We start from the raw sequence: 25486 nt of genomic DNA, 5'->3' as shown, positions 1-25486 counted from the left end.
GTCACAGCGCCCCGCCGGTCACCGGGCCCCGCGGGACACAGGGGGGCTCCCGTCAGAGTGAGAGGTAGCGGCCGAGTTCGAACGGGGTGACCATGCTGCGGTAATCGTTCCACTCGGTCCACTTGTTGCGCAGGAAGTAGTCGAAGACGTGCTCGCCGAGCGCCTCGGCGACCAGCTCGGAGGACTCCATCGCCTTCAGTGCGTCGGCGAGGCTCCCCGGCAGTTCCGTGTAGCCCATGGTGCGACGCTCGGCCGACGTCAACGACCACACGTCGTCCTCGGCCTCGTCGGGCAGCTCGTAGCCCTCCGCGATGCCCTTCAACCCGGCCGCCATCAGCACCGCGAAGGTCAGGTACGGGTTGCAGGCCGAGTCGGGGCTGCGGACCTCGATGCGTCGCGACGACGCCTTGTTCGGGGTGTACAGCGGCAGCCGGATGAGCGCCGAGCGGTTCGCACCGCCCCACGTCGCGGCGGTCGGGGCCTCACCACCGTGGATGAGTCGCTTGTAGCTGTTCACCCACTGGTTCGTCACCGCGCTGATCTCCGGCGCGTGCGTCAGGATCCCGGCGATGAACTGCTTGCCGGTGTCGGAGAGCTGCATCGGGTCGTCGGGGTTGTGGAACGCGTTGGTGTCGCCCTCGAACAGGCTCATGTGGGTGTGCATCGCCGAGCCGGCGTGATCGGAGAACGGCTTGGGCATGAACGTCGCCTGGACGCCCTCACCGATCGCGACCTCCTTGACGACGTAGCGGAAGGTCATGACGTTGTCGGCCATCGACAGCGCGTCGGCATAGCGCAGGTCGATCTCCTGCTGGCCGGGTGCGCCCTCGTGGTGGGAGAACTCGACGGAGATGCCCATCGACTCCAGCGCCTCGATGGCGTGGCGACGGAAGTTGGGTGCACTGCCGTGGACGACCTGGTCGAAGTAGCCGCCGCCGTCCGCCGGGGTCGGCGGGGTCCCGTCGGTGGGTGAGTCCTTCATGAGGAAGAACTCGATCTCGGGGTGCACGTAGCAGGTGAAGCCCTGGTCGGCCGCCTTGTTCATCTGGCGGCGCAGCACGTGGCGCGAATCGGCCCAGGACGGTGTCCCGTCGGGCATCGCGATGTCACAGAACATCCGCGCCGAGTGGTGCTTGCCCTGGCTCGTGGTCCACGGCAGAACCTGGAACGTCGACGGGTCGGGCTTGGCGATGGTGTCGGCCTCCGACACCCGCGAGAACCCCTCGATCGACGAGCCGTCGAAGCCGATCCCCTCGGCGAAGGCGCCCTCGAGTTCGGCCGGTGCGATCGCCACGGACTTGAGGTATCCGAGCACGTCGGTGAACCAGAGCCGAACGAATCGGATGTCGCGTTCCTCCAGCGTGCGGAGCACGAATTCCTTTTGGCGATCCATACCGTCAGAGGCTAGGAGCGCGCTGTTAAATCCGTGTTACAAGCGGTGGTGTGTCGCCGGTCCGCCTGTGTGAGATCACGGATTCGGCCTACTCCGGGGCCTCCCGGCGGCCCAGCGGCCGGATGATTCGCGCCCGTTCGCACGGTCTCGGGACGTTCGCACGACGACGTGCTGTTCGCACGCTCCCGGCGGCATGCGAACGACGAGCGGCCACGCGAACGACGGGTGGCCGTGCGAACAGGCGCATCAGCAGCGGAGTCCCTCGGCCGGCAGTGTGAGATCGGTGAGGTATCGCGTCAGCGGCCCGTCGAGGCAGGCGTTGCCCTCGAACGCTGCGGTGTGCTGGGTGCCGCGGAAAGTGACGAGCCGCGCACGGAGTTGCTGGGCGAGGGAGACACCCGCGGCGTAGGGCGTGGCGGGGTCGTCGGTGGTCGAGACCACGACGGTCGTCGGCAGCCCGGGGGCGTCGATCCGGTGGGGTTGAGACGTCGGCGGCACCGGCCAGAACGCGCACTCGTCACCGGCTCCGCGTCCGGACCCGCGCCCGTCGTCGCGGAATGGCGCGGTGCGCCGCAACTCGTTGTCGAGACGGTCGATGGTGGCGCGGTCGGCGATCGGCGGTCCGTCGACGCACCGGATGGCGGTGAACGCATCCGCGGTGGTGTCGTAGCGACCCTGCCGGTCGCGCCCCTCGTAGAGGTCGGCCAACCGCAGCATCACGTCGCCGCGTCCCGCGAGGAGCTCGCCGAGTCCGTCGCGGAGGTACTGCCAGAGCGTCTGCGCGTAGAGCGCCTGGCCGGTCGCGGTGATCGCGTCGCCGTACGAGAGCGCCCGCGGTCCCCCGGTCGGGGCGGGGCGCCCGATCAGCGATCGGACCAGGGTGACGTACCGCTCGGTGGCGCGGGCGGGGTCCGAACCGAGCGGGCATCCACGACGCGTCGCGCAGTCGGCCGCGAAGTCGTCGAAGGCGCGTTGGAACCCGGCGTTCTGCGCGACGGTGTCGGCGACCGGGTTCGACGACGGATCGACAGCGCCGTCGTTGATCATCGCGCGCACCCGCGTCGGGAAGCGTTCGGCGTAGCGGGCGCCGATGTAGGTGCCGTAGGAGTACCCCAGCCAGTTCAGTTGTTGTCGGCCGAGCGCACCGCGCAGGACGTCGATGTCGTCGATGACGTCGCTGGTCCCGAGATGCGCGAGGAACTCCCGGCCCATCGCCTGCAGACAGGCGGCGCCGACGGCCGCGTTGCGGGCCTCGGTCGCAGCGATCCCGGCCGGCGACGTGTCGACCCAGTCCTTGGCGCGCACCTCGTCGCGTTGCGCGTCGCTGCGGCACCGCACCGCCGGCGTCGACCGGCCGACGCCCCGTGGGTCGAACCCGATGATGTCGAGGGTGTCGCCGACCGCCATGCCCGCGAACTGGGACGCGGTACCGGCCATGTACTCGACGCCGGACACACCCGGCCCGCCCGGATTGGTCAGCAGGATGCCGGTCGACTGTTTCGCGGCCCGCAGCCGGAAGACCGCCAGCGACGCCGTCGCCCCGTCAGGCCGGTCATAGTCGACGGGGACGGTGAGCCGTCCGCAGTCACTGCGCTGGGGCGGGTAGTCGGCGTCGGGCGCGAACTCCGCGCAGGTCCCCCACGCGATGCGCTGCGTGTAGAACCGCGCGAGCGGCCCACTGGTGGGCGAGGGCACGGTCGACGACACCGGCGGTGCCGCCTCCGACGACGACGCCGCGCCGCTGTCGAGCCGGGACAGCCGGCCGCCGCTGCATCCCGACAGCACCAGCGCCGCGCACACGAGGACCGCGGTGCCGACGACCGTGAGGCGACTGCGCCGGCGGGAGGTCATCGGGCCATCGTGGCACGCGCGCGACGCCGCACCGGTCGGCGCCGCGCGCTGGTCGACGACGGTGGTGGCTGCACCTCGACCCCGGGTGTGAGCGAGGGCACACCGGGCAGCTCTGGGGGTCCCGGCACCGCGGTGCCACACTTGTCGGGTCACCATCCACCCGGGTACTCGCGACGCGAGACCCGAGGCACGAAAGGGACGACGATGTCCGACACCTCTGATGCACCCGTCTACGGGTCCGTTCCCACCGAATCCGCAGCACCCCGCCGCCGCGCCACCCGGATCCACCACCTCGCGCAGATGAAGGCCGAGGGTGAGCGCTGGTCGATGCTCACGGCCTACGACTACTCCAGCGCCCGCGTCTTCGACGAGGCCGGCATCCCCGTGCTCCTCGTCGGCGACTCGGCCGCGAACGTCGTCTACGGCTACGACACCACCGTCCCGGTCACCATCGACGAGATGATCCCGCTGGTGCGCGGCGTGGTCCGTGGCGCACCGCACGCGCTGGTCGTCGCCGACCTCACCTTCGGGAGCTACGAGAGCGGCCCGACGATGGCACTGGCGTCGGCCACGCGCTTCATGAAGGAAGCCGGCGCGCACGCGGTCAAGCTCGAGGGCGGCGAGCGTGTCGCCGAGCAGATCGCGACGCTGACGGCCGCGGGCATCCCCGTGATGGCCCACATCGGCTTCACCCCGCAGAGCGTCAACGGTCTCGGCGGCTTCCGCGTCCAGGGCCGCGGTGACGGTGCCGAGCAGCTCGTCGCCGACGCGATCGCCGTCGCCGAGGCGGGTGCGTTCGCCGTCGTGATGGAGATGGTCCCGGCCGACCTCGCCGGACAGATCACCCGCAAGCTGACCGTCCCCACCGTCGGCATCGGTGCCGGCAACGAGACCGACGCCCAGGTGCTGGTCTGGCAGGACATGGCCGGCATGACGCACGGCAAGACGGCGAAGTTCGTCAAGCGCTTCGGTGACGTCGGTGGCGAACTCCTCCGTGCCGCCGAGCAGTACGCCGACGAGGTCCGTCGCGGGGTCTTCCCGGGGCCCGAACACAGCTACTGAGTCCTGCGCCCGGTATGCCCTCCTCTCCTGGCAGAGTGGAGGCATGCGAGAGCTCTATCCCCCGATCGAGCCGTACTCCTCGGAGATGCTCGACGTCGGTGAGGGACAACGGATCCACGTCGAGTGCAGTGGTGCGCCCGACGGCAAGCCCGTCGTGTTCGTCCACGGCGGGCCGGGCGGGGGCACGTCACCCGAGCAGCGTCGCTTCTTCGATCCCGCGGCCTACCGCATCGTCCTGTTCGACCAGCGTGGCTGCGGGAAGTCGACGCCACACATCGCCGACGGCGCCGACCTGTCGGTCAACACCACCGACCGCCTCGTGGCCGACATGGAGCGGATCCGTGAGCACCTCGGCATCGACCGCTGGATGGTGTTCGGCGGGTCGTGGGGATCCACGCTCGGGCTGACGTACGCGCAGACGCACCCGCACCGGGTCACCGAGCTCGTGCTGCGCGGCATCTTCCTGCTGCGCCGCAGCGAGATCGACTGGTACTACAACGGCGGCGCGGCCCACGTCTTCCCCGATCTCTGGGAGGGCTACCTGGCGCCGGTCCCCGCCGACGAGCGCGACGGCGATCTCGTGGCCGCCTACGCCCGACTGCTCGCCTCCGACGACCCGACGGTCGCGCAGGCAGCGGCGACGGCGTGGACGAACTGGGAGCAGTCCACCAGCCACCTGCTCCCCCGCCCCGACGACGGCGAGGTCGACGTCCGCTTCGATCTCGCGTTCGCCCGCATCGAGAACCACTACTTCACCCACGGCGGCTTCCTCGACGACGGCCAGTTGCTGCGCGACATCGACCGGATCGCCGACATCCCCGGCGTCATCGTCCAGGGCCGCTACGACGTCGTCTGTCCGGTGCGCAGTGCGTGGGATCTGCACCGCGCGTGGCCGTCGGCCAGGCTGCACATCGTCGACGACGCCGGGCACGCCTCGTTCGAACCCGGCATCGTGCACCACCTCGTCGAGGCCACCGACGGGTTCCGACCGACCACCGAACAGGAAGGGGTGCCGGCGTGAGTGCGCGCGAGCACATCGAGATCGAGCTGAAGTTCGACGTCGACGCCGGACGTGCCGTCCCCGATCTGTCGGGCCTTCCCGGTGTCGACTCGGTGACCGGCCCGGTCGAGGAGAACCTCGACGCCACCTACTTCGACACCGAGAACCTGGACCTCACGGATCACCGGATCACGCTGCGGCGCAGGATCGGCGGGCACGACGAGGGCTGGCATCTCAAGCGGCCGGGCAACGCCGGTGGGCGACGCGAGCTGCAGGCACCGCTGGGACCGCTCACCGCCGACGGCGACCTCGATGCGACCGTCCCCGAGGACATCCTCGATCCTGTCCGGGTCCACGTCCGGGGCCGCCGCCTCGACCCCATCGCCACCATCGCGACCCGTCGTCTCATCAGCGAGGCCCGCGACGCCGACGACCGCGTGCTGGCCGTCCTGTGCGCCGACATCGTCACCGCCGACTCCCTGCTGCCGGGCGGCAGTTGCCACACCTGGGCGGAATGGGAGTTCGAACTGGTGGAAGGTGGGCGCGAGCTGTTGCCGGAGGCCGAGGCACTCCTGCGCGGCGCGGGCGCCCGGACCGCGTCGGCCGCGTCGAAACTCGCCCGTGCCATCGGCGCGACGCCCGCTCATTCCGGTGTTCCTCGGCTGACGTCCTCACCCACGGCACTCGAGCTGGTGGTGGCCGAACTCGCCCGTCACCGAGAGCAACTCGTCGACGTCGACCCGCGCGTCCGTGCCGACGAGGAGGACGCTGTCCATCAGATGCGCGTGGCCACGCGCCGCCTGCGCAGCGTGCTGCGGGCGTTCCGCGGCGTGATCGACGGCCCCAAGGTCGACCGCCTCGACGCCGAGCTGAAGGAGCTGGCGTCCATCCTGGGCGTCGTCCGCGACGCGGAGGTGACCGCCGAGCGCTATCGGGATCTGCTGGCCGACGAGGACGCGTCGGAGACCGTGCGCGACCGTCTCGTCGGCGAGCAGCTGCGACGTCGGTCACGCGGTCAGCGGTCGGCAGTCGCCGCCCTGAACAGCTCGCGGTACTTCTCTCTGCTCGACGCTCTCGACGACCTGCTGGTGCGCCCGCCGGCCGGCGCCGACGCCGAGATGCCGGCCAAGAAGGCGTTGCGGGACGCGGTGCGGGGCAGCGCGAAGAAGGTGCGCAAGGCGCAGGCGACGGCCGACGGCCTCGAGACGGACTCCGCGGACTGGGTGGAGCAGATGCACACCGTCCGCAAGCGCGCGAAACGTCTGCGGTACGTCGCGGACTCCGGTGCGTCGCTGGGCACCCGCAAGTACGCGGCCACGGCGTCGGCGGCGAAGAAGATCCAGTCGGCTCTGGGTGACTCCAACGACGCCTCGTTGAGCCGCGAGCTGATCGCCGAGGTGGTCCACAGCGTGACCGACCCGGCCGACGCGTTCGTGCTCGGACGTCTCGATGCGCGCGAACAGGCAGCGCACGACGCTGCGCTGCGCACCTACGAGCGCGTCGCCGAGAGCCTCTGACCGCGTCGGTGGGCGACGGTCTCTGATCGTCGACGGCCGAGCGCCACGGACCGCAGCGGTGTGGGGCGCGGCGGTGTGGGGCGAACGAGCCGGCCTGTAAGCCGGATCCTGTCCCGACCGCATGCGGTCGGTGGTGATCATCCATCTGGACACACCGTCACCGGGTGCCTCGTGCGGTCCACCCGCAGGCTCGGGCGAGCAGCCCTCGTGCACCTGCGCAGCCGCACCTCGCGGTGCGACCTTCGACCTTGCTCCGGGCGGGGTTTACCGAGCCGCTGTGGTCACCCACGGCGCTGGTGCGCTCTTACCGCACCGTTTCACCCTCACCGGCCCTCACGGGTCGGCGGTCTGTTCTCTGTGGCACTGTCCCGCGGGTCGCCCCGGGTTGCTGTTGGCAACCGCCCTGCTCTGTGGAGTCCGGACTTTCCTCGACACCGGGCCCGCCGCCGGAAGGCGGCTGTCCCCGACGCCGCGATCACCCGGCCGACTCGTTCGCCCCGTCATCGTAGACACGTCCGGTGAGGCACCCTCTACCCTTGCCCGGTGACCGAGTACGTCGCGCTCCTCCGGGGCATCAACGTCGGCGGCATCCGCATCGCCATGGCGGACCTGCGCGCACTGATCAGCGAACTCGGACACACCGACGTCTCGACCGTCCTCGCCACCGGCAACGTGCGGTTCACCAGCGACTCCGACGATGTCGCAGCGCTGCGGGCGCAGCTCGAATCGGCACTGTCCGACCGTTTCGGCTACGACGCCTTCGCGTTCGTCCATCGCGCCGACCACGTGGCCGCGGTGACCGAGGCGTACCCCTTCGAGGAACAGGACGGGGTCCACGCCTACGTCGTGTTCGTCGCCGACGAGGCTGTCGTGGACGAGCTCCTCGGCGTCGACATCGACCTCGACATCGAGTCGGTCGAGCGCGGGGACGGCGTCGTCTACTGGTCGGTCCCCCAGAAGAAGACGCTGTCGAGCGCGTTCGGCAAGGAACTCGGCCGGTCGCGTCACAAGGCGACGACCACGAACCGCAATCTGCGCACCCTGCGCAAGATCCTGGGCTGAGGCACCGGGGTCGAGGGAGATGATCGAGGCGGGCGCGGTGGCGCTCATGGTGCTGGCGCTCGCGTTCGCCGTCTGGCGGCCGCGCGGGCTGCCCGAGGCGACTGTCGCGGTCCCCGCCGCCGCGATCGCGATCGCGGTCGGCGCGGTGACCCTCGGTGAGGCGTTCGACGAGGTCCACCGTCTGACGTCCACCGTCGCCACACTCGCTGCGCTGCTGGCCCTCTCGCATGCGTGTGAGGTGCTCGGGGTGTTCGACTGGGTGTCCCGCCAGATCGGGCGCGCGGGTGCCGGCAACGGACGGCGACTCTTCGCGCTCGGTTTCGTCGGCGCCGCGGTGACCACCGCGGCGCTGAACCTCGACGCCACCGTCGTCCTGCTCACCCCGGTCCTCATCGCGGTCACCCGCGGGCTCGGTGTGCGACCCCGACCCCTGTCGGTCGCGACCATCAGCCTCGCGAACGCGGCGTCGTCGCTGATGCCGGTCTCGAATCTGACCAATCTGCTGGCGTTCTCGGCCACCGGGCTGAGCTTCGGTCGGTTCACGGTGCTGATGGCACTGCCGTGGCTGGCGACGCTGGTCGTCCAGTACGCGGTGCACCGCTGGTGGTTCCGGGCAGAGATCGCCGACGTCCCCGACCACGATCCGGAGGAGCCGGGACCGGCACCGGTCGCCGCGCTGTGCGTCCTCGCCGCGACCCTCGTCGGCTTCGTCCTCTCGTCCCAGGTCGGTGTGGAGCCGGTGTGGTTCGCGACCGCGGGCGCGGTGGTGCTGACGGTGATCGCCATGGCGCGCAGGAGGTCCGGCGCCACCGACGTCGTCCGCGCGATCAACCCGCTGTTCCTGCTGTTCGTGTTCGCGCTCGGCGTTCTCGTCGCCGCCATCGCCGACGGCTCGATCGGACGCTGGCTCGCCGGGATCGTGCCCCACGGCACCGGCCTGCTCGCGCTGCTCGGGATCGCCGCGATCGGCGCGGTGGTCGCCAACGTCATCAACAACATCCCCGCGACGCTCCTCCTGCTCGCCGCGATGTCCGGCTCGCCGACCGTCGCGCTGCTGGCGATGATGCTCGGCGTGAACATCGGCTCGAACCTGACCTACGTCGGCTCGCTGGCGAACCTGCTGTGGCGCCGCATCGTCAGCCGCGACGGGGTCGAGGTCTCGGCCGTCGGCTTCTCCGCCCTCGGTCTCGTCGCGGGCCCGCCGTCGATCGTCGCCGCGGTCACCGCGCTGTGGTTGGTCAGCTGAGCACGTGCGGACGGGGTCTGTCCGCGGCAGCGTCGACATCTCGTTGACTCTCAGTCAGCGAGATGTGAAGATGGGGCCTCCCGCAAACGACCTGGAGGTCCGCCGTGCCCGAGGTCCCCGACGTCTGGGCCGACTACGGCGTGGTGCCGTCCGGAGCTGTGCCGACGGACCGCCGGCACCGGTCGACACGCAGCGTCGAGACCCCGACCACACGGGTCAGCTACGTCGATGTCCCCCACGACGACGGGCCGACCCTCGTCCTCCTGCACGGCATCTCGGCGAGCTGGCGCTGGTTCGCACATCTCTTCCCCGTGCTGGCACAGCGCTATCGGGTGATCGCGCTGGACCTCCCGGGGTTCGGTGCGTCGCCGTTGTCGCGACACCACCTCACCCTCGACGGGTTTGCCGATGCCGTCGTCGACGTCTGCGACGCACTCGAGATCGACGCACCCGTCCTGGTCGGCCATTCGATGGGGTCACTGGTGGGTACGCGTGCCGCCGTGCGACACCCGACCCGGCTGGGAAAGTTGATCATCACCGGCGGCCCGATCCTGTCGCTGGTCCGCCTCGCCCGCAGCCCCGCCGAGACATTTCGCCGCCACCCGGCGTCGGTCGCGACACTGGTTGCAGAGTCGGCGATCGTGGGACTCCCGCTGCCGCGACCCGTCGCCACGCTCATCGCCGGATCACCGCGACTGCGACGTGCCGCCCTGGGGGCGTTCGTCGCCCGGCCCGACCTCCTCGATCCCGAGGTGGTGCGGGCGACGATGCAGGACCTGGGTGCGCCGGCGACCTTCCCGGTCCTGGCGTCGGCGGCGTGGGTCGATCCCGGCCGCGACCTCGCCGAGGTGCGTTGCCCCACACGGATACTGCGCGGTGACGGTGACGCGTTGTCGCCGCCGGAGGACGTCGAACTGTTCCTGTCGAGAGTGCCCTCGGCGGACGAGGTCCGCTTCGATCACACCGGCCACTGGCCGCACATCGAGCGTCCGCGCCGTTTCCTGGAGGAGGTACACCGGTTCGTGTCGCCGGAGGATGGACCTCTGGACTTCTGACGGCGATCGCGAGAACGCCTCGGCTGACAGATCACGACCCCGGGTCGTCACCGACCATCGCGCTCAGTCGGCCCACCATCTCGACAGCCACGGCGGCGTCGGCCCCGTCGAACACCGCGGCGTGGATGCCCCGCATCGCCCCGGTGATCACCGCGGCCGACGCGCGGACGTCGACGCCGGCGGCGATCTGACCGTTGTCGACGCCGGCCGCGATCAGCGCCGCCACGGCCTCGAGGAAGGCGGTGTGCCAGTTCTCCGCGGGCCCGTCCACCCGCGGGACGCCGGCGTCGCGGAACAGCACGTGCGCGGTCGGCGTCTCGTAGATGCTCCGGGCCGCGACGGTCAGGAACACGCTCAGCTGCCCGAGTGGGGTCTCCGGCCAGGAGACCTGGCCGGCCGCGGTTTTGATGACATCGACCAATCTCGCGGCGGCGTCGTCCACAGCCGCCTGGAACAGGTCCGCCTTGCCCGCGAACGTGTGGAACGCCGTGCGCGGTGCGACGCCGCTCCGGTCGGCAACCGCCTCGACGGTGACAGCCGCATAGGTGTTGTCGCGCAACATGTCCTGCGCCGCGCGGATGAGACGCACACGCGCCGAGCCGCCGGGATCGCGCTGCGATTCCTTCGCCCACCGGTACAGCGTGGCGCTGTGCACGCCCAGTTCCCGGGCGACCGCCTCGGCGTCCTCGGCGCCCCCGAACGCGCGGAGGACCGCCGAGTGTCGTTGGGCGGCGGAGAACCGCGACTGGCGTGCCACGACGACAACCTACGAGCCGGACAGCCCCACCCGCAATGCGCGAACTATTGCATGATGACTGCAGTTTTTGCATTATGGGTGTGCCCCGCCCTGCCGACACGCGAACCCCAGAGGAACCCCATGACCTTCACGCCGACGCGATCGCTGATCACCGGCGCCAGCTCGGGGATCGGCCGGGCCCTGGCACGTCAACTGGCCGATCGTGGGTCGGACCTCGTGCTGGTCGCCCGGCGCGAGGACCGATTGCGGGAACTGGCAACAGAACTCGAGGCGGCGCACGGCATCACCTGCGAGGTCGTCACCGCGGACCTGGCCGGGCACCGATCGGGTGCGCGATTGCGGCAGAGGATCGGCGGTGACGTCGACCTGGTCGTCAACAACGCCGGGGTCGCGACGCAGGGACCGTTCGTCGACGCCGGCGCCGCCGACCTCGACCGCGTTCTCGCCGTCGACGTGGCCGCGCTGGTCGACGTCTGTCACGCGTTCCTGCCCGAGATGGTCGCGCGGGGCTCGGGCACCATCGTCAACGTCTCGAGCACCACGGCGTTCCAGCCCGTCCCCACACTCGCTGTCTACGCCGCCGCGAAGACGTTCGTGCTGAGCTTCACCCAGGCACTGTGGGCCGAGGCCCGACCCCACGGCGTCCGCGTGATGGCTCTCGCGCCCGGTCCGACGCAGACCGAGTTCTTCGACGTCATCGGTGACAACGCCGCGATCGTCGGGGCGATGCAGACGCCCGACCACGTGGCCCGAACAGCTCTGGCGGCCCTGGACAAGCCTCGTCCACCGCTCTACGTCATCTCCGGCCGACGCAACACCCTCGCCGCAACAGGCGCCCGCGCGGTACCGAACAGGGTCCTGCTGCCCATGCTGCAGCGATCCATGCGCGCCTCCAGCTGACCCGACGTCGTCCCCGATCCCCACTCGTCCCGATCGACTCACAGAGGAGCCCGACCATGTCCACCGTTCTCGTCACCAGCGCCGCCGGCGGCGTCGGCCGACCCCTCGTCCGCGCCCTGAGCGCTGCGGGATGCACCGTCCGCGCACTGGTGAAGAACGAGGCGCAGGCATCGATCGCACGCCGGGACGGGGCCACCGAGTTCCGCGTGGGCGACATGCGTGAACCGACGACCCTCGACAACGCGATGCGAGGCGCGGACAGCATGTACCACGCTGCGCCGACCCAGATCATCGACGAGGGTCCGATCGCCGAGCGCATCATCGATCTGGGAGCGCGACATGGCCTGTCGCATCTGGTGTTCCACTCCGTCATCCACCCCGAGATCACCGACCTGTCCCACCACACTCAGAAGGAATCCGTGGAGAAGCTGCTCGCCGGGCAGCCCATCCCGACGACGGTCCTGCGGCCGTCGCACTACATGCAGAACTACCTGGAGTTCTGGCAGTTCATCCGCGGAGGCTTGATGCCCTACCCGGTCTCGACGACCAGCTCGATGGGCGTCGTCGACGTCGAGGACGTCGCCCAGGCCGCCGCCACCGTCCTCCTCGCACCCGACGAGCACGTGGGCAGGACCTACGACCTGTCGACCGAGACACTGACCCGCGACGCGATGGCAGAGGCGTTCGCCGACGCGCTGGGCCACCCGGTCACCGCGGTGCGACTCCCCCCGACGGTGGTCGTCTCACCTTTGTCCGCCGCCGGTGCCCTCGCCGGCGGGATCGCCCGGGCCATTCCCACGCTCTCGCCACGACGCAGCCCCCACCTGGTGCGGGGAGCACTGGAGGCGTCGAACGCGCGCGGCATCTCTTCCTGGCCGCGCGAGGCACGCGACAACTACGTGCAGATGATGACCTACTACGACACCCACGGCCTGGCCGTCGGCGACCTGACGCACCTCCCGGCGCTGCTCGGCCGCGCCCCGACCGGCTACCGCGAGTTCGCCCGACGCGAGGTGGCTCGACGCGTGCAGAACACCCACCGCTGACACTGTTCGTCCCGGTTCACGGCGTCGAGCGCGAGGCGACCACTACTGAACTGCTGTTTAATAGTGCTACGCTCGCCGTGCCACACAGTGATCGAAGAATCCAGGAGGCAGTCGATGCCCAGTCCCCTGCAGTCCGCACGTCGACGCGTGAACTGGCTGGCGACCCACGGTGTGGTGCGCGCCGTCGCTCCCGTCGGTGCACGGCTGGGTGATCTCCAGGCCCGCCTCATCAGCGACCCGCAGGTCCGTGTCGATCCCGGGCCCGTACACCGGGAGATCCGGTCGCGGGGGCCGGTCGCCCGGGGCAGGCTCGCGGACGTGACCGTCGACCACGGCGTGGTGCGAGATGTGTTGCGGTCCGACGACTTCCGCACCACCGGGTCGGGCCCGCAGGGGCCCAGGCTCATCGCCGCCGTCGAGCAGTGGACGCGGTCGGGCGGACTGCACCCACTGCGGCCGCCGTCCCTCCTGGCCACGGAACCCCCGTCGCACACCACCTACCGCAGGTTGGTGTCCTCGGTGTTCACGGTACGAGCGGTGGCGGCCATGCGCGACAACGTCGAGCAGACGGCGCACCGCCTCCTCGACGATCTCGAGGGCGACACGGGCGTGGTCGACATCATCGACCGGTACTGCGCGAGGCTCCCGGTGGCGGTGATCGGCGACATCCTCGGAGTGCCCGAGGACGAGCGCGACCTGGTCCTGCAGTTCGGCGAACTCGCCGCACCCAGCCTGGATCTCGGTCTGTCGTGGTCGGAACACCGCCGTGTCGACGAGGGCCTGAGCAAGTTCGTCGAGTGGCTCCACGGCCACCTCGCCCGGCTGCGGGACACCCCCGGCGACGACCTCATGAGCCAGCTGATCGCCGCGCGTGACGACGGCGTCGCCCTCACCGAGGAGGAGCTGCTGGCGACGGCCGGCCTCGTCCTCGCCGCTGGCTTCGAGACGACCGTGAACATCCTCGGCAGTGGCATCGACCTGTTGACCACGCACCGCGACCAGCTCGAGATCCTCTCCGCGCAGCCCGATCTCTGGGCCAACGCAGCCGACGAGATGCTGCGGTTGCGATCACCGGTGCAGATGACGGCCCGGACCGCCGTCCGCGCGACCGACGTCGCCGGGACCACCCTGCCCGCGGACCGGTTGATCCTGCTGGTGTTGGCCGGCGCCAATCGTGACCCGTCGGTGTTCCCCGACCCCGACCGGTTCGACGTGTCGCGTGAGAACGCCAACAAGCACCACGCATTCTCCGGCGGTCGGCACTTCTGCCTGGGTGCCGCACTGGCCCGCGCCGAGACCGAGGTCGGCCTGCAGACGTTGTTCGAGCGGTTCCCCACCCTCGTCCGAGACGGCGAGCCGGTCCGTCGCACCACGCGTGTGCTGCACGGGTACTCGTCGTATCCGGTGCGTCTGCGCGGATGACCGCGGTCATCCGGATGTCACGGGCTGTCGGTCGAACGGGTCGGCGGCGATGGCGGTCTAGCCGAAGACCCCGACCGCACAACGGACTCCGTGCGTCGGGTGACGGCCGACCGGGATGTCAGGCGAGGTGGTTCGTGTCGTTGACGAGACGGACGGACGAGCCGCCGTCGGCGTAGAACTCGGCGGTGGAGAGGGACGCCAGGTCGAGGTGGAGCTTGAAGAGGATCGACGGCCCGACGTCGAGGGCATGTCGCAGAACGGTTTTGATCGGCGTCACGTGACTGACCACGACGACGTTGCCGGGGCCGTACTCGTCGACCACCTGCGCGGTCGCAGCGCGGACGCGGTCGGTGACCGCGTCGAAGCTCTCGCCGCCCGGAGGGGCGACCGACGTGTCGGACATCCATGCGCGGTGCAGCTCCGGATCGCGCTGCGTCGCCTCCATGAACGTGAGGCCCTCCCACTCACCGAAGTCGGTCTCGGTGAAGCCCTCCACCTCGTGGACCGGCAGCCCGACGCGACGGGCGATCGCGTCGGCGGTGGCCCGCGCGCGGGACAGCGGGCTGGACACGATGGCCGCGATGCCGCCCTTCGACGCGATGCGATGGGCCACACGATCGGCCTGCTGCACACCCAGTGCCGTCAGCTCGGGGTTGCCGCGCCCGCTGTAGCGGCGATCCACCGACAGCGCCGTCTGGCCGTGTCGGACCAACAGCAGCCGGGTCGGCTTGCCCATGGCACCTGTCCAGCCGGGGCCGGTCTCGGTGGCGGGCTTCGTGGTCGGCGCAGACGGTGCCGTCTGCGCGGCCTTCTCGGCGGGAGCGGCCGTCGGTGCAGGGGCGGTCTTCTCGGCGGGGGCGGCCGGCTCGGGCGTCGTCGCGACCTGACCGTCTGCCTGAGCGTCCATGGCCTCGTTGGCGAGGCGGTCGGCGTGGGAGTTCTGCTTGCGCGGGATCCACGTGAAGTCGACATGCGAGAGGTCCGCGACGATCGCCTGGGCGCGCTGCGCCAACGGGATCATGTCCGGGTGCTTGACCTTCCAGCGTCCCGACATCTGTTCGACGACGAGCTTGGAGTCCATCCGGACCGACACCTCGTCCGCACCGAGTTCGAGCGCGGCCTCGAGTCCCGCGATCAACCCGCGGTACTCGGCGACGTTGTTGGTGGCGCGCCCGATGTACTCCTTGCGCTCGGCGAGCACAGCGGAGTGATCGGCGTCGAAGACGACCGAGCCGTAGCCCGCGACACCGGGATTCCCGCGCGACCCACCGTCGGCCTCGACGATCACCCGCACGCTCAGACCCCGGACTCGTGGGTGCGGACGATCACGGCGCCGCACTCCTCACAGCGCAGCACCTCGTCGGCGTCGGCCTTGGCGTAGCGGGCCAGCGTGCCCCGGTCGATCTCCATGCGGCAGGCACCGCACCGGGCCTGACGCAGCAAGCCGGCGCCGACGCGACCGCGGGCGGCCTGACCGTCGTAGATCGCCAACAACGCGGGCTCCACGCGCTCGCGGATCCCGTCGCGCTGTCGTGCCGCGGACGCCACCTGCACGTCGATGTCACCGACCACCGCATCGGCGCGCTCCCGCGCCTGCGCCAGCTGCTCCTCGGTGTGGGTGACCAGCGCGCCGGACCGCAGTTCCTCGGCGGCGGTGGCCTCCTGCTGCTCCATCACCTCGAGCTGCTCCTCCTCGAGCAGTCCGCGACGGCGGGCGAGGCCGGTGAGCTCGTGACCGATCTCGACCAGCGCCTTGCCCTGGAGCGTCCCGCTGTCGCGCAGGGCGGTGTCCTTGCTCTCCCGCGTCGTCAGCACGGCGATCTCGTTCTCGATCCGACGCACCTCGCGGTCGAGGTCCTCGGATGCGATCTGCGCAGCGACGGCGGCGTCACGATGCACGCGCAACGCCTCGACGAGTTCGTCGACGGCGGCGACCTCCGGCGCGTGACTGCGGCGGTGCGCTGCGCGCGCCACCTCCGCGTCGGCGTCGGCGAGTTCGAGCAGTGCGCGCTGGGCGGCGGGATCGGCCCTCATCGACGACAGGGGTCCTCTCGGTTGCGGAGATATCGGTGCAGGTACGGACCCGGCGACACTACTCGCCGTAGTCCGTCTCACCGGCGGCGTGGACGGTGAACGGATCGGTGGGCGCGGTGAACACGTCGACGACGAGCGACGCATCGTGCCCGCGCACCACACCCGCCACCTGCGCGCACCACGGGAACTCGGTGGCCCAGTGGCCGGCGTCGACCAACGCCGGACCGCCGGCGCGCAGGTGCTCGTCGGCGGGGTGGTGGCGCAGGTCGGCTGTGACGTACACGTGCGCGCCCGAGGCGGTGGCCTCGTCGAGCAGCGAGTCACCGGCCCCGCCACACACCGCGACGGTGGTGACCTCCGTGTCGGGATCGCCGGCCACACGGACGCCCCACGGCGCCAGACGCAGCGACGCCGCGACGTGCTCCGCGAACGCGCCGAGTGTGGTCGGGGCGGCGAGCCTGCCCACGCGGCCGAGCCCTCGGTCCTCGACCGGGGCGGCCTCCACGAGAACGTCGTAGGCGGGTTCCTCGTAGGGATGGGCGTCGCGCAGTGCGGCGCGGATCGCCTCGCGACGGGCGGGGTCGGCGACCATCTCGACGCGGTCCTCGGTCACCTCCTCCTGCTCGCCGACGGTGCCGATGTGCGGGGTGGCGCCGTCACCCGGCAGGAACCCGCCGGTGCCGGTGACCTGCCAGCGACAGCGGCTGTAGTCACCGATCGACCCGGCGCCGGCACGGAACATGGCGTCGGCGACAGCCTCGGTGTCGTCGACGGGGACGAAGACCACCCACTTGTCCAGCGGGCGTCCGGTGGTGGGCTGCAGCGGCCGGGTGTCGAGGACGCCCAGCGCGTCGGCGAGAGCGTCGGACACGCCGGGCCGCGCGATGTCGGCGTTCGTGTGCGCGGTGTAGAGGGCGCACCCTGCGCGCACGAGCCGGTGGATGATGCGTCCCTTGGGCGTGTGGGCGCCGACGGTGTCGACCCCGCGCAGCAACAGCGGATGGTGCGCGACGACCAGTTCGATGCCGTGGGCGATGGCGTGGTCGACGACGGCGTCGGTGACGTCGACGCAGACGAGCACCGCCGTGACCGTGTCCAGCGGGTCGCCGCAGACCAGTCCGACGCTGTCCCAGCTCTCGGCGAGGTGCGGCGGGTAGTGCGCGTCGAGCAGGTCGACGAGTTCTCCGACTGCGGCCATCGGGTGCGCCTTTCGTGAGCTGGGATGAGGTTGGGAACGGGTGAGCTGCTTCAGGACAGCGGCCAGGCCCGCAGGAGGGTGGCGACATCGTCGGGCGGACGCACCGCGAGCCGGAGGTGGCCGGGCCCGAGCCCGGGGAACGTGTCGCCGCGTCGGACCGCGATGCCGGCCGCCGCCAGGTGATCCCGTCGGCGCTGCGCCGACGCGTCCCGGACGAGCACGAAGGACGCCGACGGGTCGCCGCACACCTCGATCCCGCTCCCCCGCAACGCGTCCACCATCGCCTCGCGCTCGACGCGCACCGCGCGCGCCTGCTCGCGGGCATGGGCGTGACCCCGCTCGGAGAGTGCGGCGGTGACCACCGCGAGCTGCAACGTCCCGACAGGCCAATGCGGGCGCCCGGACACCAACCGCGACACCACGTCGCGGTCACCGATCACGTACCCGGCACGCAGTCCGGGGACGGCGAAGGTCTTGGTGATGCTGCGCAGGACGACGAGCCCCGGCAGCCGGCGGTCCGCGACGCTCTCCGGCTCGTCCACGAACCCGTCGACGGATCGTCCTGCCGCAGAACCCGTCTCGGCGAGGGTGACGTCGGCGAAGGCCTCGTCGACCACCACCACCCGGCCGGGACGGCACATCCCCGCGACCACATCGGCGGCGTGCAGCACGGACGTGGGGTTGGTCGGGTTGCCGATCACCACGAGGTCGGCGTCGTCGGGGACCACGGCGTCCTCCAGGTGCCACGGCGGCGGCAGGACCACCCGCGTCACGGGCACCCCCGACGCGCGCAGCACGCGTTCGGGCTCGGTGAACGACGGGGCGATGACCGCCGCGAGTCGAGGCCGCAGCGCGGCGGCGAGTGCGAAACCCTCCGCGGCCCCGGCCAACACGGCGATCTCGTCGGCGTCGCGACCGTGGGCGACGGCGATCGCGTCGACCGCCGCCTGCTCGTCGTCGGGAGTCGGGTACACCGACAGGTCGTCGATGCGGTCACGCAGGATGTCCCGGATCCACGACGGGGTACGGCCGCGGACGTTCACGGCGAAATCCAGCATACCGGGACGGACGTCGACGTCACCGTGGTGGCGGAGGTCCTCGACCCCGGCGTGATCGACCCAGCGGTCCCCGAGATCGTCGGACCTCGTCACACCGGGCGTCACGGCAGCCCAGCCTACGGGGACAATGGGACCGTGCCCGTACCCGCCGACCCTGCCGCGCCGTCCACCACCGTCCTCTTCGACCTCGACGGCACCATCACCGACTCGTTCGACGGCATCGCCGCCAGTTTCCGCCACGCACTGTCCGAGATCGGCGCGCCCGAGCCCGACCCCGAGGTGGTGGCAGGGATCGCCGGACCGCCGATGTCGGACACGTTCACAGCACTCGGTCTCGACGACGACACCGTCGAGGCGGCCATGACCGCCTACCGCGGCCGCTACACGACGATCGGCTGGCGCGAGAACTCCGTGTTCCCCGGGATGGACGACCTCCTGCGCGACCTCCGCGCGAGCGGACGCCGGATGGCCGTGTCGACGTCGAAGAACGAGACCACCGCGCGACGCATCCTCGAGCACTTCGGCCTCGACGGCCACTTCGACGTCATCGCCGGCGCGAGCGACGACGGCACCCGCCGCAGCAAGAGTGACGTCGTCGCCCACGCCCTCGCCGAACTCGGGGTCACCGCCGCCGGATCCGGGGACCCGACGGCCGACGTCATCATCGTCGGCGACCGTTCCCACGACGTGCACGGCGCCGGTGAGTTCGGGATCCCGGCGGTCTTCGTCGAGTGGGGGTACGCGCGCCCGGGCGAGGTCGACGACGCCCAGTGGTCGGTCGCCTCGGTCGCGGACCTGCGCGCGATCCTCGGCCTCGACGAGGCCACGACCTCCGGGGCGGCGACGCGATGACCGCACCGCTGCACATCACCTTCGTCTGCACCGGCAACATCTGCCGGTCCCCGATGGCCGAGCACATCGTCGCGGCGGCAGTCGAGCAGGCCGGACTCGCCGACGAGGTCCGCGTCGACAGCGCGGGCACCGGGTCGTGGCATGTCGGCGACCCCGCCGACGACCGCGCCCGCGCAGAGCTGCGCAAGGGCGGCTACGACGACACCCACAGCGCGGCGGTGCTCGGGCCGGAGCACGACGACGCCGATCTGTTCGTCGCACTCGACTCGGGCCATCGCCGCGCGCTCGCGCGCCGCGGCGACGGAGACCGGACCCGCCTGCTCCGCAGCTTCGACCCCGACGCCGACGGCGACGACCTCGACGTGGCCGACCCGTACTACGGCGACGCCGACGACTTCGCGGTCGTGCGGGATCAGGTGGAGGCGGCCACGCCCGGGATCGTCGACTGGATCCGAGAGCAGGTCAGGACGCGTCCGGACCCGGCGCGATGAGCTGGTGCAGGAACGACATCTTCTCCAGGACCTTCGCCGGCAGGACGAACGGGTAGAGATCCTGGTGGCCCATCGAGCGGTTGATCTGGTTCAGCGACCAGGACAGCGGTAGCCACAGCTCGATGATCCGGTCGAACCCGACCGCACCCGGCAGGTCCGCGTCGAGAGTGGCACCGGCGGGTGCCATGGCGAACGCGGCGGCGGTGTCGAGGGTGTCGCGGATGTGCAGGTAGTGCGCGAACGTCTCGGCCCAGTCCTCGAACGGGTGCATCGTCGCGTACGACGAGACGTAGTCGCGCTTCCAGTCCTCCGGCGGACCCTGGTTGTAGTGACGGTCCAGCGCGTCCTGGTAGCTCGCGTCGGGGTCGCCGAACAGCTCCTCGTAGCGCGGCCGGTGCGGCCCGTCGCCGACGAGCACCATCTGGTAGTAGTGCCCGATCTCGTGCCGGAAGTGGCCGATCAGGGTGCGGTAGGGCTCGTCCATCGACACACGGAGCTGCTCGCGGTGCACGTCGTCGCCCTCGGCGAGGTCGAGCGTGATGACCCCGTTGGCGTGACCGGTGATGACCTTCTCGTTCTCGCTCGACAACAGGTCGAAGGCGAGACCGGTCTCGGGGTCCTCGTCACGTCCCTCGATGGGCAGCCCGAGCTCGTCGAGCTCGAGGATCACCCGCCGCTTGGCCTTCTCGGCGCGGGCGAACTCGGCGAGCGCGGTGGTGTCGCCGTCCGCGGGACGGGTGCGCGTGAGACGGCAGGACTCGCACAGACCCTCGGGAGCGTCGGCGTCGACCAGCCAGTTGCACTTGGCGATGACCGTGTTCGCGCAGCGCGTCACCGTGGTGCCGTCGACCTCGACGTTCTCGTCGGCGTCGAGGACGTGGATGATCCGCGTCGGCAGGTGGAACCCCAGTGCGCTGCGGCACTTCAGGCAGAGGGTGTTCTCGAAGGAGAGTTGCTGACCGCAGTTGCGGCAGGAGAAGTCGCGCACAGGAGCGCTCCGTTCGGCAGGGGGCGGGACCGACGGGTCCGGACGAGACGCGGACCACCTCATGCGGAGGCTGGGTGCACGGGATCGGTATCGGTGACGCCTGCGTCACGACGTCCCGCCGGTCGGCTGCAGCGGGTGTGTCGGGACGGTCGGTGGACCGGGCGTCGAGGAGAAGCCTAGTCGACCTGCCGGGTCGCTCCTCCCACGTGCGCGGGGACCGCCCGACGGGCGCAGCAGTATCGTTGTGACATGCGGTTCCTGCGCACTTTCGCCCGCCCCGGATGGGTGGCGCTTGCCCTCGTGGTGGTCGCGTTCGCGGCCGCGTGCTTCTGGGTCCTCGCGCCGTGGCAGCTGGGCAAGAACTCGCGGACCGAGCACCAGAACTCGTTGATCAAGAGCGCCGTGTCCAAGGACGCCGCCCCGATCGACTCGGTGTGGCCCGGACGCGGGGCGTTCCCGCGGGATTCCGAGTGGCGCGAGGTGACCGTCTCCGGCCGGTACCTCCCCGCCGACCAGGCCGTCGTGCGCCTGCGCTCGGTGTCCGACGCACCCGCCTACGAGGTGCTGACACCGTTCCGACTCGACGACGGGCGAGTGTTCGTCGTGAACCGCGGATACGTCCGGCCCGCGCAGGGCACCGCACTCCCTGCGGTCCCCGATGCCCCGGACGGCACCACCACGATCTCGGCCCGCCTGCGCGCGTCCGAGGGGACCGCACCGGACCGGGGACCACGGGTGGAGGCCGGAGCGCTGCAGGTCTACACGATCGATCCCACAGCTCTCGGACGCTCGGTGGGTCTCGACGCGATGCCCGCCTACCTCCAGCTCTCCCCCGACCAGCCGGGCAGCCTCGGTGAACTCCCCATCCCCCAGCTCGACGCGGGTCCCTACCTCTCCTACGGCCTGCAGTGGATCGCCTTCGGCGTCATGGCGCCGCTCGGACTCGGCTACTTCGTGGTCTCCGAGGTGCGGCACCGGCGGGCCGCCGCAGCGGCGGCGAACGGATCCGGTGACGACGTCGCGGCCGGCGAACCGCCCCGCGACGACGGTGTCGCCGCCCGTGCCCGCAAGCGTCGTGACGAGCTCGTGTCCGCATCGTCGGCCGGACTGGGCAGCACCCGCGTGAAGACGGGTATCGGCGCCGGGCCGCGCCAGGAGCAGACCACGGCGTCGACACGCAGCAAACTCAGCGACCGCTACGGGTCCTGACGCCTCTCGCCCCGCCGCGGTCGGGCACGGCGAGGGCCGCCGCGCAGGCGATGGCGGCGACCACCGTCTGCGTGCGTCGCGACAGGTCCACCGCACGGCGGAGATCGGCGCTCGTCGGCGACGGCCCGTCGCCCAGGCGCGGCCGGTCCTCCACACCATGCGCGTAGACGGTGATCCCGCCGAGGCCCACGCCCAGCGCTCCGGCGAACGCGGCCTCGACGACGCCGGCGTTCGGGCTGGGATGGGCGGCGGCATCGTCGCGCCAGGCACGCGCCGCGGCCCGGCGATCCGGTCCGAGCGCGACCACCACCGTCCCCATGAGCCGCGCGGGCACCAGGTTGGCCAGATCGTCGAGGCGCGCGGACGCCCATCCGAACCGTCGATACCGGGGCGAGCGGTAGCCGACCATCGCGTCGAGGGTGTTCGCCATCCGATACCCCATCGCGCCGGGGGCACCGGCCAGGACCGCCCACACCAGCGGCCCCACGGTCGCGTCGGAGGTGTTCTCCGCCAACGACTCCACGGCCGCCCGCACCATCCCCGGACCGTCGAGGGACGCCGGGTCGCGTCCGCACAGGCTGGGGACCAGCACCCGGGCACCGTCGAGATCCCCCGACTCGACCCGAGCACCCAACTCGCCGGCGACGCGGGTGAGGGTGGTGCCGCCGAGCGCCGTCCAGGTCGCGGCCGCGGTGGCGAGCCCGGCGACCACCGGCGAGCGACGCTCCACCGGCGCGAGCAGGCCGACCGTGCCACCGACACACACGGCGGTGTGGATCGCACCGGCGAGGCGGTTGTCGGCGTAGAGGACTCGCTGCAGCGCGCCCGCGGCGGTGCCCATCCCGGCCACAGGGTGCAGGCGGGCAGGGTCGCCGAGGACGCGGTCGGCGGCGACACCCAGTGCGATCCCCACCGCTCGCGCCACACCTCGTCGTCGCGTCATCGCCGCCAGCCTGCCACGCCCCGCTCGGAGCGTGGCAGGGTCGTCGCCATGGCCCGTCGACGACAGTCCCGCCGCGCGGCGCCGGCCGACGCCCGCGACGACGCCGTCGCCGGGGAGTTCCCCATCGACACGGGGACGGCGCGGATCACCACCGACGCCGACGGACAGGGATGGCTGCTCGAGGTCAACGGGGTCCAGAGTTCGCATGTCGCAGCCGATCCCACCCGACTCGACTTCGAGTACATGCGGTGGATCGCGGCCGTCGTCGCCGACCGGCACGGTGAGGACCGGGCCGGGGCCGACCCGGGCATGCGTGTCCTGCACCTCGGTGCCGCCGGATGCGCACTCCCCCGCCACCTCGCCGCGGTCGACCCGTCCTCGCGCCACGTAGCCGTCGAGGTCGATGCCGCACTGGCCCAGCTGGTGCGGGACCGCTTCGACATCCCCCGCGCGCCGATCGTCCGCATCCGTGTCGGGGACGCCCGGGCGGTCACCGAGTCGTTGACACCGGACAGCCGCGACGTCGTGGTCGTCGACGTCTTCGCCGGCGCCACCACGCCGCCCCACCTGACCACCGTGGAGTTCGTGGACGCGGTCCACCGCGTCCTGCGACCGGGCGGGCTGGCCGTGATGAACATCGCCGACACCCGCGACCTGCGCTACGCGCGGCGCCAGATCGCCACGTTCGCGGCGCGATTCGACGAGCTCATGCTCGTCGCCGATCCCGCGATGCTCAAGGGTCGTCGGTACGGCAACGTCGTCCTCGCCGCCTCGGACGAGCCGATGACGGCGTCGGCCGCACTCACCCGGGGGCTGTTGGTCGACGCGGTCCCCGCGACGACCCGCGACACGGCACAGACACGGGACTTCCTCGCCGGAGCCCGACCCTTCACCGACGCCGACCCGGCCGGGGATCGGCCGGCCCCGTCGATCACGATCTGACGCAGACGATCTCACGTCGGGTCGAGCAACACCTTCTTCTGCACCTTGCCCATCGCGTTGCGGGGCAGCTCGGCGACGAACCGCACCTCCCTGGGCCGTTTGTGTGCCGACAGGTTCTCTGCGACCAGCGCGACGAGGCGCTCGGCGAGTGCGTCGTCCGCGTCGACGCCCGCCGCCGGCACCACCACAGCGACCACACGCTGACCCAGATCGTCGTCGGGGACGCCGATCACCGCGACCTCGGCGACAGCCTCGTGGGAGAGCAACGCACCCTCGATCTCTCCGGCGCCCATGCGGAATCCGCCGCTCTTGATGAGATCGGTCGACATCCGGCCCACGATGCGGTGCATCCCGTCGGGAGCGACGACAGCGGCGTCACCGGTCGCGAACCACCCGTCGGGAGACCAGGACTGTGCGGCGGCGTCCGGACGGCGGTGATACCCCGACGCGAGCATCGGTCCGCGCACGAGCAGTTCCCCCACCGACTCGCCGTCCGACGGCAGCTCGGTGCCGTCGTCGGCCCGCAGGCGCGTCTGCACCCCGTCGAGCGGCAGCCCGACCCACCCCGCCCGTCGCTCTCCGTCGACACGTGAGCTGAGCGTGATCAGGGTCTCGGTGCTGCCGTACCGCTCGACGATCCGGTGACCGGTGAGCTCCTCGATCCGGGCGAACACGCTCTCGGGCAGCGGCGCACTGCCCGAGACGAGCAGGCGCGCCGACGTCAGGGCGCGGGCGCTGTCCGGGTCGGCGGCGACCCGCGACCACACCGTGGGGACCCCGAAGTAGACCGAGCCGGGCGCCGCGGCGTACGCCTGCGGTGTCGGCGTGCCGGTGTGGACCAGCCGACCGCCGAGGCGCAGCGGTCCGATGACACCGAGGATCAGTCCGTGGACGTGGAACAGCGGGAGGCCGTGCACGAGAACGTCGTCCGCGGTCCACGCCCAGGCCGACGCGAGGGCGTCGATCCCGGCAGCGATCGCCCCGTGGGTGGTGACCACGCCCTTCGGGGCGCCGGTGGTGCCGGACGTGTAGAGGATCATCGCGGCGTGATCGGCGCCCGGTCGGGGATGCGCATGCCACGACCGCGCGTACAGACGCACCGGCAGATGCGGCAGGCCCGCGGCGTCCGCGGGTACCGGACCGAGCCAGCCCTGCGCGCCCGAGTCGTCGAGGATGTGACGCCGCTCCGCGTCCCCGGAGTCCGGCGGGACCGGGACCACCACGACACCGGCCGTCAGCGCGGCGACGACAGCGATCACGGTCTCGATCGACGGTGTCGCCTCCACCGCGACGACCCGCACACCGCCCAGGCGTTCGGCGGCGGCGGTCGCCGCACCGGCGACGTCGGCACGACTGAATCGGGTCTCGCCGATGACGACGGTGTCGGGGACATCGGGGTACGCGGCGACGGCCTGCGCCGTCAGCAGGGGCAGCAACACGTCGCCCACTGTCGCACAGCG

General features: G+C 71.4%; 23 protein-coding genes and 1 other RNA gene. 13 read left to right on the top strand and 11 right to left on the bottom strand.

The annotated features are described in order from the left end of the window. Positions 1–52 precede the first annotated feature (52 nt). Both glnA and LX14_RS17795 read right to left on the bottom strand, forming a co-directional pair. Entirely contained in the window at positions 53–1393 is a 1341-nt protein-coding gene (glnA, locus tag LX14_RS17800) for a type I glutamate--ammonia ligase (protein WP_253648711.1), read from the bottom strand. A gap of 246 nt (positions 1394–1639) precedes the next feature. Further along, the gene (locus tag LX14_RS17795) at positions 1640–3244 is read right to left on the bottom strand and encodes an alpha/beta hydrolase (protein ID WP_253648710.1); all 1605 of its coding nucleotides are present in this window, start codon (positions 3242–3244) and stop codon (positions 1640–1642) included. A gap of 204 nt (positions 3245–3448) precedes the next feature. Here LX14_RS17795 and panB point away from each other — a divergent pair, with 204 nt between their 5' ends. The 3 genes from panB to LX14_RS17780 are packed head-to-tail and all read left to right on the top strand — an operon-like array spanning position 3449 to position 6823. Next, positions 3449–4306 (top strand): 3-methyl-2-oxobutanoate hydroxymethyltransferase, encoded by an 858-nt coding sequence (gene panB / locus LX14_RS17790; RefSeq protein ID WP_253648709.1) that lies wholly within the window; start codon positions 3449–3451, stop codon positions 4304–4306. Between the two features lie 43 nt (positions 4307–4349). Beyond that, the gene (pip, locus tag LX14_RS17785) at positions 4350–5327 is read left to right on the top strand and encodes a prolyl aminopeptidase (RefSeq protein ID WP_253648708.1); all 978 of its coding nucleotides are present in this window, start codon (positions 4350–4352) and stop codon (positions 5325–5327) included. After that, on the top strand, positions 5324–6823 hold the full coding sequence (locus tag LX14_RS17780) for a CYTH and CHAD domain-containing protein (RefSeq protein ID WP_253648707.1): 1500 nt from the start codon (positions 5324–5326) through the stop codon (positions 6821–6823). The genes pip and LX14_RS17780 overlap by 4 nt, the downstream gene beginning before the upstream one ends. Positions 6824–6904: 81 nt before the next feature. Here the strand turns inward: LX14_RS17780 and rnpB are convergent. Beyond that, positions 6905–7314: RNase P RNA component class A (gene rnpB / locus LX14_RS17775), an RNA gene on the bottom strand. A 52-nt stretch (positions 7315–7366) separates the two neighbouring features. Between rnpB and LX14_RS17770 the strand changes: the two genes are divergently transcribed. The 3 genes from LX14_RS17770 (at position 7367) to LX14_RS17760 (ending at position 10186) form a co-directional block, all read left to right on the top strand. After that, on the top strand, positions 7367–7885 hold the full coding sequence (locus LX14_RS17770) for a DUF1697 domain-containing protein (protein ID WP_253648706.1): 519 nt from the start codon (positions 7367–7369) through the stop codon (positions 7883–7885). A gap of 19 nt (positions 7886–7904) precedes the next feature. Beyond that, the gene (locus tag LX14_RS17765) at positions 7905–9131 is read left to right on the top strand and encodes an SLC13 family permease (protein ID WP_301283865.1); all 1227 of its coding nucleotides are present in this window, start codon (positions 7905–7907) and stop codon (positions 9129–9131) included. A gap of 104 nt (positions 9132–9235) precedes the next feature. After that, entirely contained in the window at positions 9236–10186 is a 951-nt protein-coding gene (locus tag LX14_RS17760) for an alpha/beta fold hydrolase (protein ID WP_253648705.1), read from the top strand. Between the two features lie 31 nt (positions 10187–10217). On the opposite strand, the gene LX14_RS17755 is transcribed toward LX14_RS17760, so the two are convergent. Beyond that, positions 10218–10943 (bottom strand): TetR family transcriptional regulator, encoded by a 726-nt coding sequence (locus tag LX14_RS17755; RefSeq protein ID WP_253648704.1) that lies wholly within the window; start codon positions 10941–10943, stop codon positions 10218–10220. Between the two features lie 120 nt (positions 10944–11063). Between LX14_RS17755 and LX14_RS17750 the strand changes: the two genes are divergently transcribed. The 3 genes from LX14_RS17750 (at position 11064) to LX14_RS17740 (ending at position 14311) form a co-directional block, all read left to right on the top strand. Beyond that, positions 11064–11843 carry an SDR family NAD(P)-dependent oxidoreductase gene (locus tag LX14_RS17750; RefSeq protein ID WP_253648703.1) on the top strand — a complete coding sequence of 260 codons (780 nt, stop codon included), beginning with the start codon at positions 11064–11066 and terminating at the stop codon, positions 11841–11843. A gap of 56 nt (positions 11844–11899) precedes the next feature. After that, a complete protein-coding gene (locus LX14_RS17745; RefSeq protein ID WP_253648702.1) occupies positions 11900–12889 on the top strand; it encodes an SDR family oxidoreductase in 990 nt (329 codons plus the stop codon). A 114-nt stretch (positions 12890–13003) separates the two neighbouring features. Beyond that, on the top strand, positions 13004–14311 hold the full coding sequence (locus tag LX14_RS17740; RefSeq protein ID WP_253648701.1) for a cytochrome P450: 1308 nt from the start codon (positions 13004–13006) through the stop codon (positions 14309–14311). Positions 14312–14429: 118 nt separating this feature from the next. On the opposite strand, the gene LX14_RS17735 is transcribed toward LX14_RS17740, so the two are convergent. Genes LX14_RS17735 through cobC form a run of 4 tightly spaced genes read right to left on the bottom strand, consistent with a single transcriptional unit; the run spans position 14430 to position 18706 of the window. Further along, positions 14430–15605, bottom strand: a complete 1176-nt coding sequence (locus LX14_RS17735; protein ID WP_253648700.1) for a bifunctional RNase H/acid phosphatase — start codon at positions 15603–15605, stop codon at positions 14430–14432. A 2-nt stretch (positions 15606–15607) separates the two neighbouring features. Then, a complete protein-coding gene (locus LX14_RS17730; protein WP_253648699.1) occupies positions 15608–16345 on the bottom strand; it encodes a zinc ribbon domain-containing protein in 738 nt (245 codons plus the stop codon). Between the two features lie 58 nt (positions 16346–16403). Beyond that, complete coding sequence (locus LX14_RS17725; RefSeq protein ID WP_253648698.1) at positions 16404–17543, bottom strand: Nif3-like dinuclear metal center hexameric protein; 1140 nt, start codon at positions 17541–17543, stop codon at positions 16404–16406. Between the two features lie 50 nt (positions 17544–17593). Then, on the bottom strand, positions 17594–18706 hold the full coding sequence (gene cobC / locus LX14_RS17720; RefSeq protein WP_253648697.1) for an Rv2231c family histidinol phosphate aminotransferase CobC: 1113 nt from the start codon (positions 18704–18706) through the stop codon (positions 17594–17596). A gap of 30 nt (positions 18707–18736) precedes the next feature. Here cobC and LX14_RS17715 point away from each other — a divergent pair, with 30 nt between their 5' ends. Both LX14_RS17715 and LX14_RS17710 read left to right on the top strand, forming a co-directional pair. Further along, entirely contained in the window at positions 18737–19453 is a 717-nt protein-coding gene (locus tag LX14_RS17715) for an HAD hydrolase-like protein (protein ID WP_253648696.1), read from the top strand. Next, on the top strand, positions 19450–19944 hold the full coding sequence (locus LX14_RS17710; protein ID WP_253648695.1) for a low molecular weight protein-tyrosine-phosphatase: 495 nt from the start codon (positions 19450–19452) through the stop codon (positions 19942–19944). Before LX14_RS17715 ends, LX14_RS17710 begins: the two co-directional genes overlap by 4 nt. Here the strand turns inward: LX14_RS17710 and LX14_RS17705 are convergent. Next, entirely contained in the window at positions 19916–20932 is a 1017-nt protein-coding gene (locus tag LX14_RS17705; protein ID WP_253648694.1) for a zinc-binding metallopeptidase family protein, read from the bottom strand. The genes LX14_RS17710 and LX14_RS17705 overlap by 29 nt on opposite strands. Before the next feature lie 249 nt (positions 20933–21181). Here LX14_RS17705 and LX14_RS17700 point away from each other — a divergent pair, with 249 nt between their 5' ends. Next, complete coding sequence (locus LX14_RS17700; protein WP_253648693.1) at positions 21182–22141, top strand: SURF1 family cytochrome oxidase biogenesis protein; 960 nt, start codon at positions 21182–21184, stop codon at positions 22139–22141. On the opposite strand, the gene LX14_RS17695 is transcribed toward LX14_RS17700, so the two are convergent. Then, the gene (locus LX14_RS17695) at positions 22119–23084 is read right to left on the bottom strand and encodes a cobalamin biosynthesis protein (protein ID WP_253648692.1); all 966 of its coding nucleotides are present in this window, start codon (positions 23082–23084) and stop codon (positions 22119–22121) included. The two genes, LX14_RS17700 and LX14_RS17695, sit on opposite strands and share 23 nt — an antisense overlap. A 48-nt stretch (positions 23085–23132) precedes the next feature. Between LX14_RS17695 and LX14_RS17690 the strand changes: the two genes are divergently transcribed. After that, positions 23133–24026 carry a spermidine synthase gene (locus LX14_RS17690; RefSeq protein ID WP_253648691.1) on the top strand — a complete coding sequence of 298 codons (894 nt, stop codon included), beginning with the start codon at positions 23133–23135 and terminating at the stop codon, positions 24024–24026. 11 nt (positions 24027–24037) lie between these two features. Here LX14_RS17690 and LX14_RS17685 read toward each other — a convergent pair whose 3' ends face one another. Then, positions 24038–25465, bottom strand: a complete 1428-nt coding sequence (locus LX14_RS17685; RefSeq protein WP_253648690.1) for an acyl-CoA synthetase — start codon at positions 25463–25465, stop codon at positions 24038–24040. Positions 25466–25486 lie beyond the last annotated feature (21 nt).

Source organism: Williamsia deligens (genome assembly GCF_024171765.1).
Classification (GTDB): Bacteria; Actinomycetota; Actinomycetes; order Mycobacteriales; family Mycobacteriaceae; genus Williamsia_A; species Williamsia_A deligens.
Note: the sequence above shows the minus strand (reverse complement) of the source record. Positions and strands in the feature narration are given on the sequence as shown.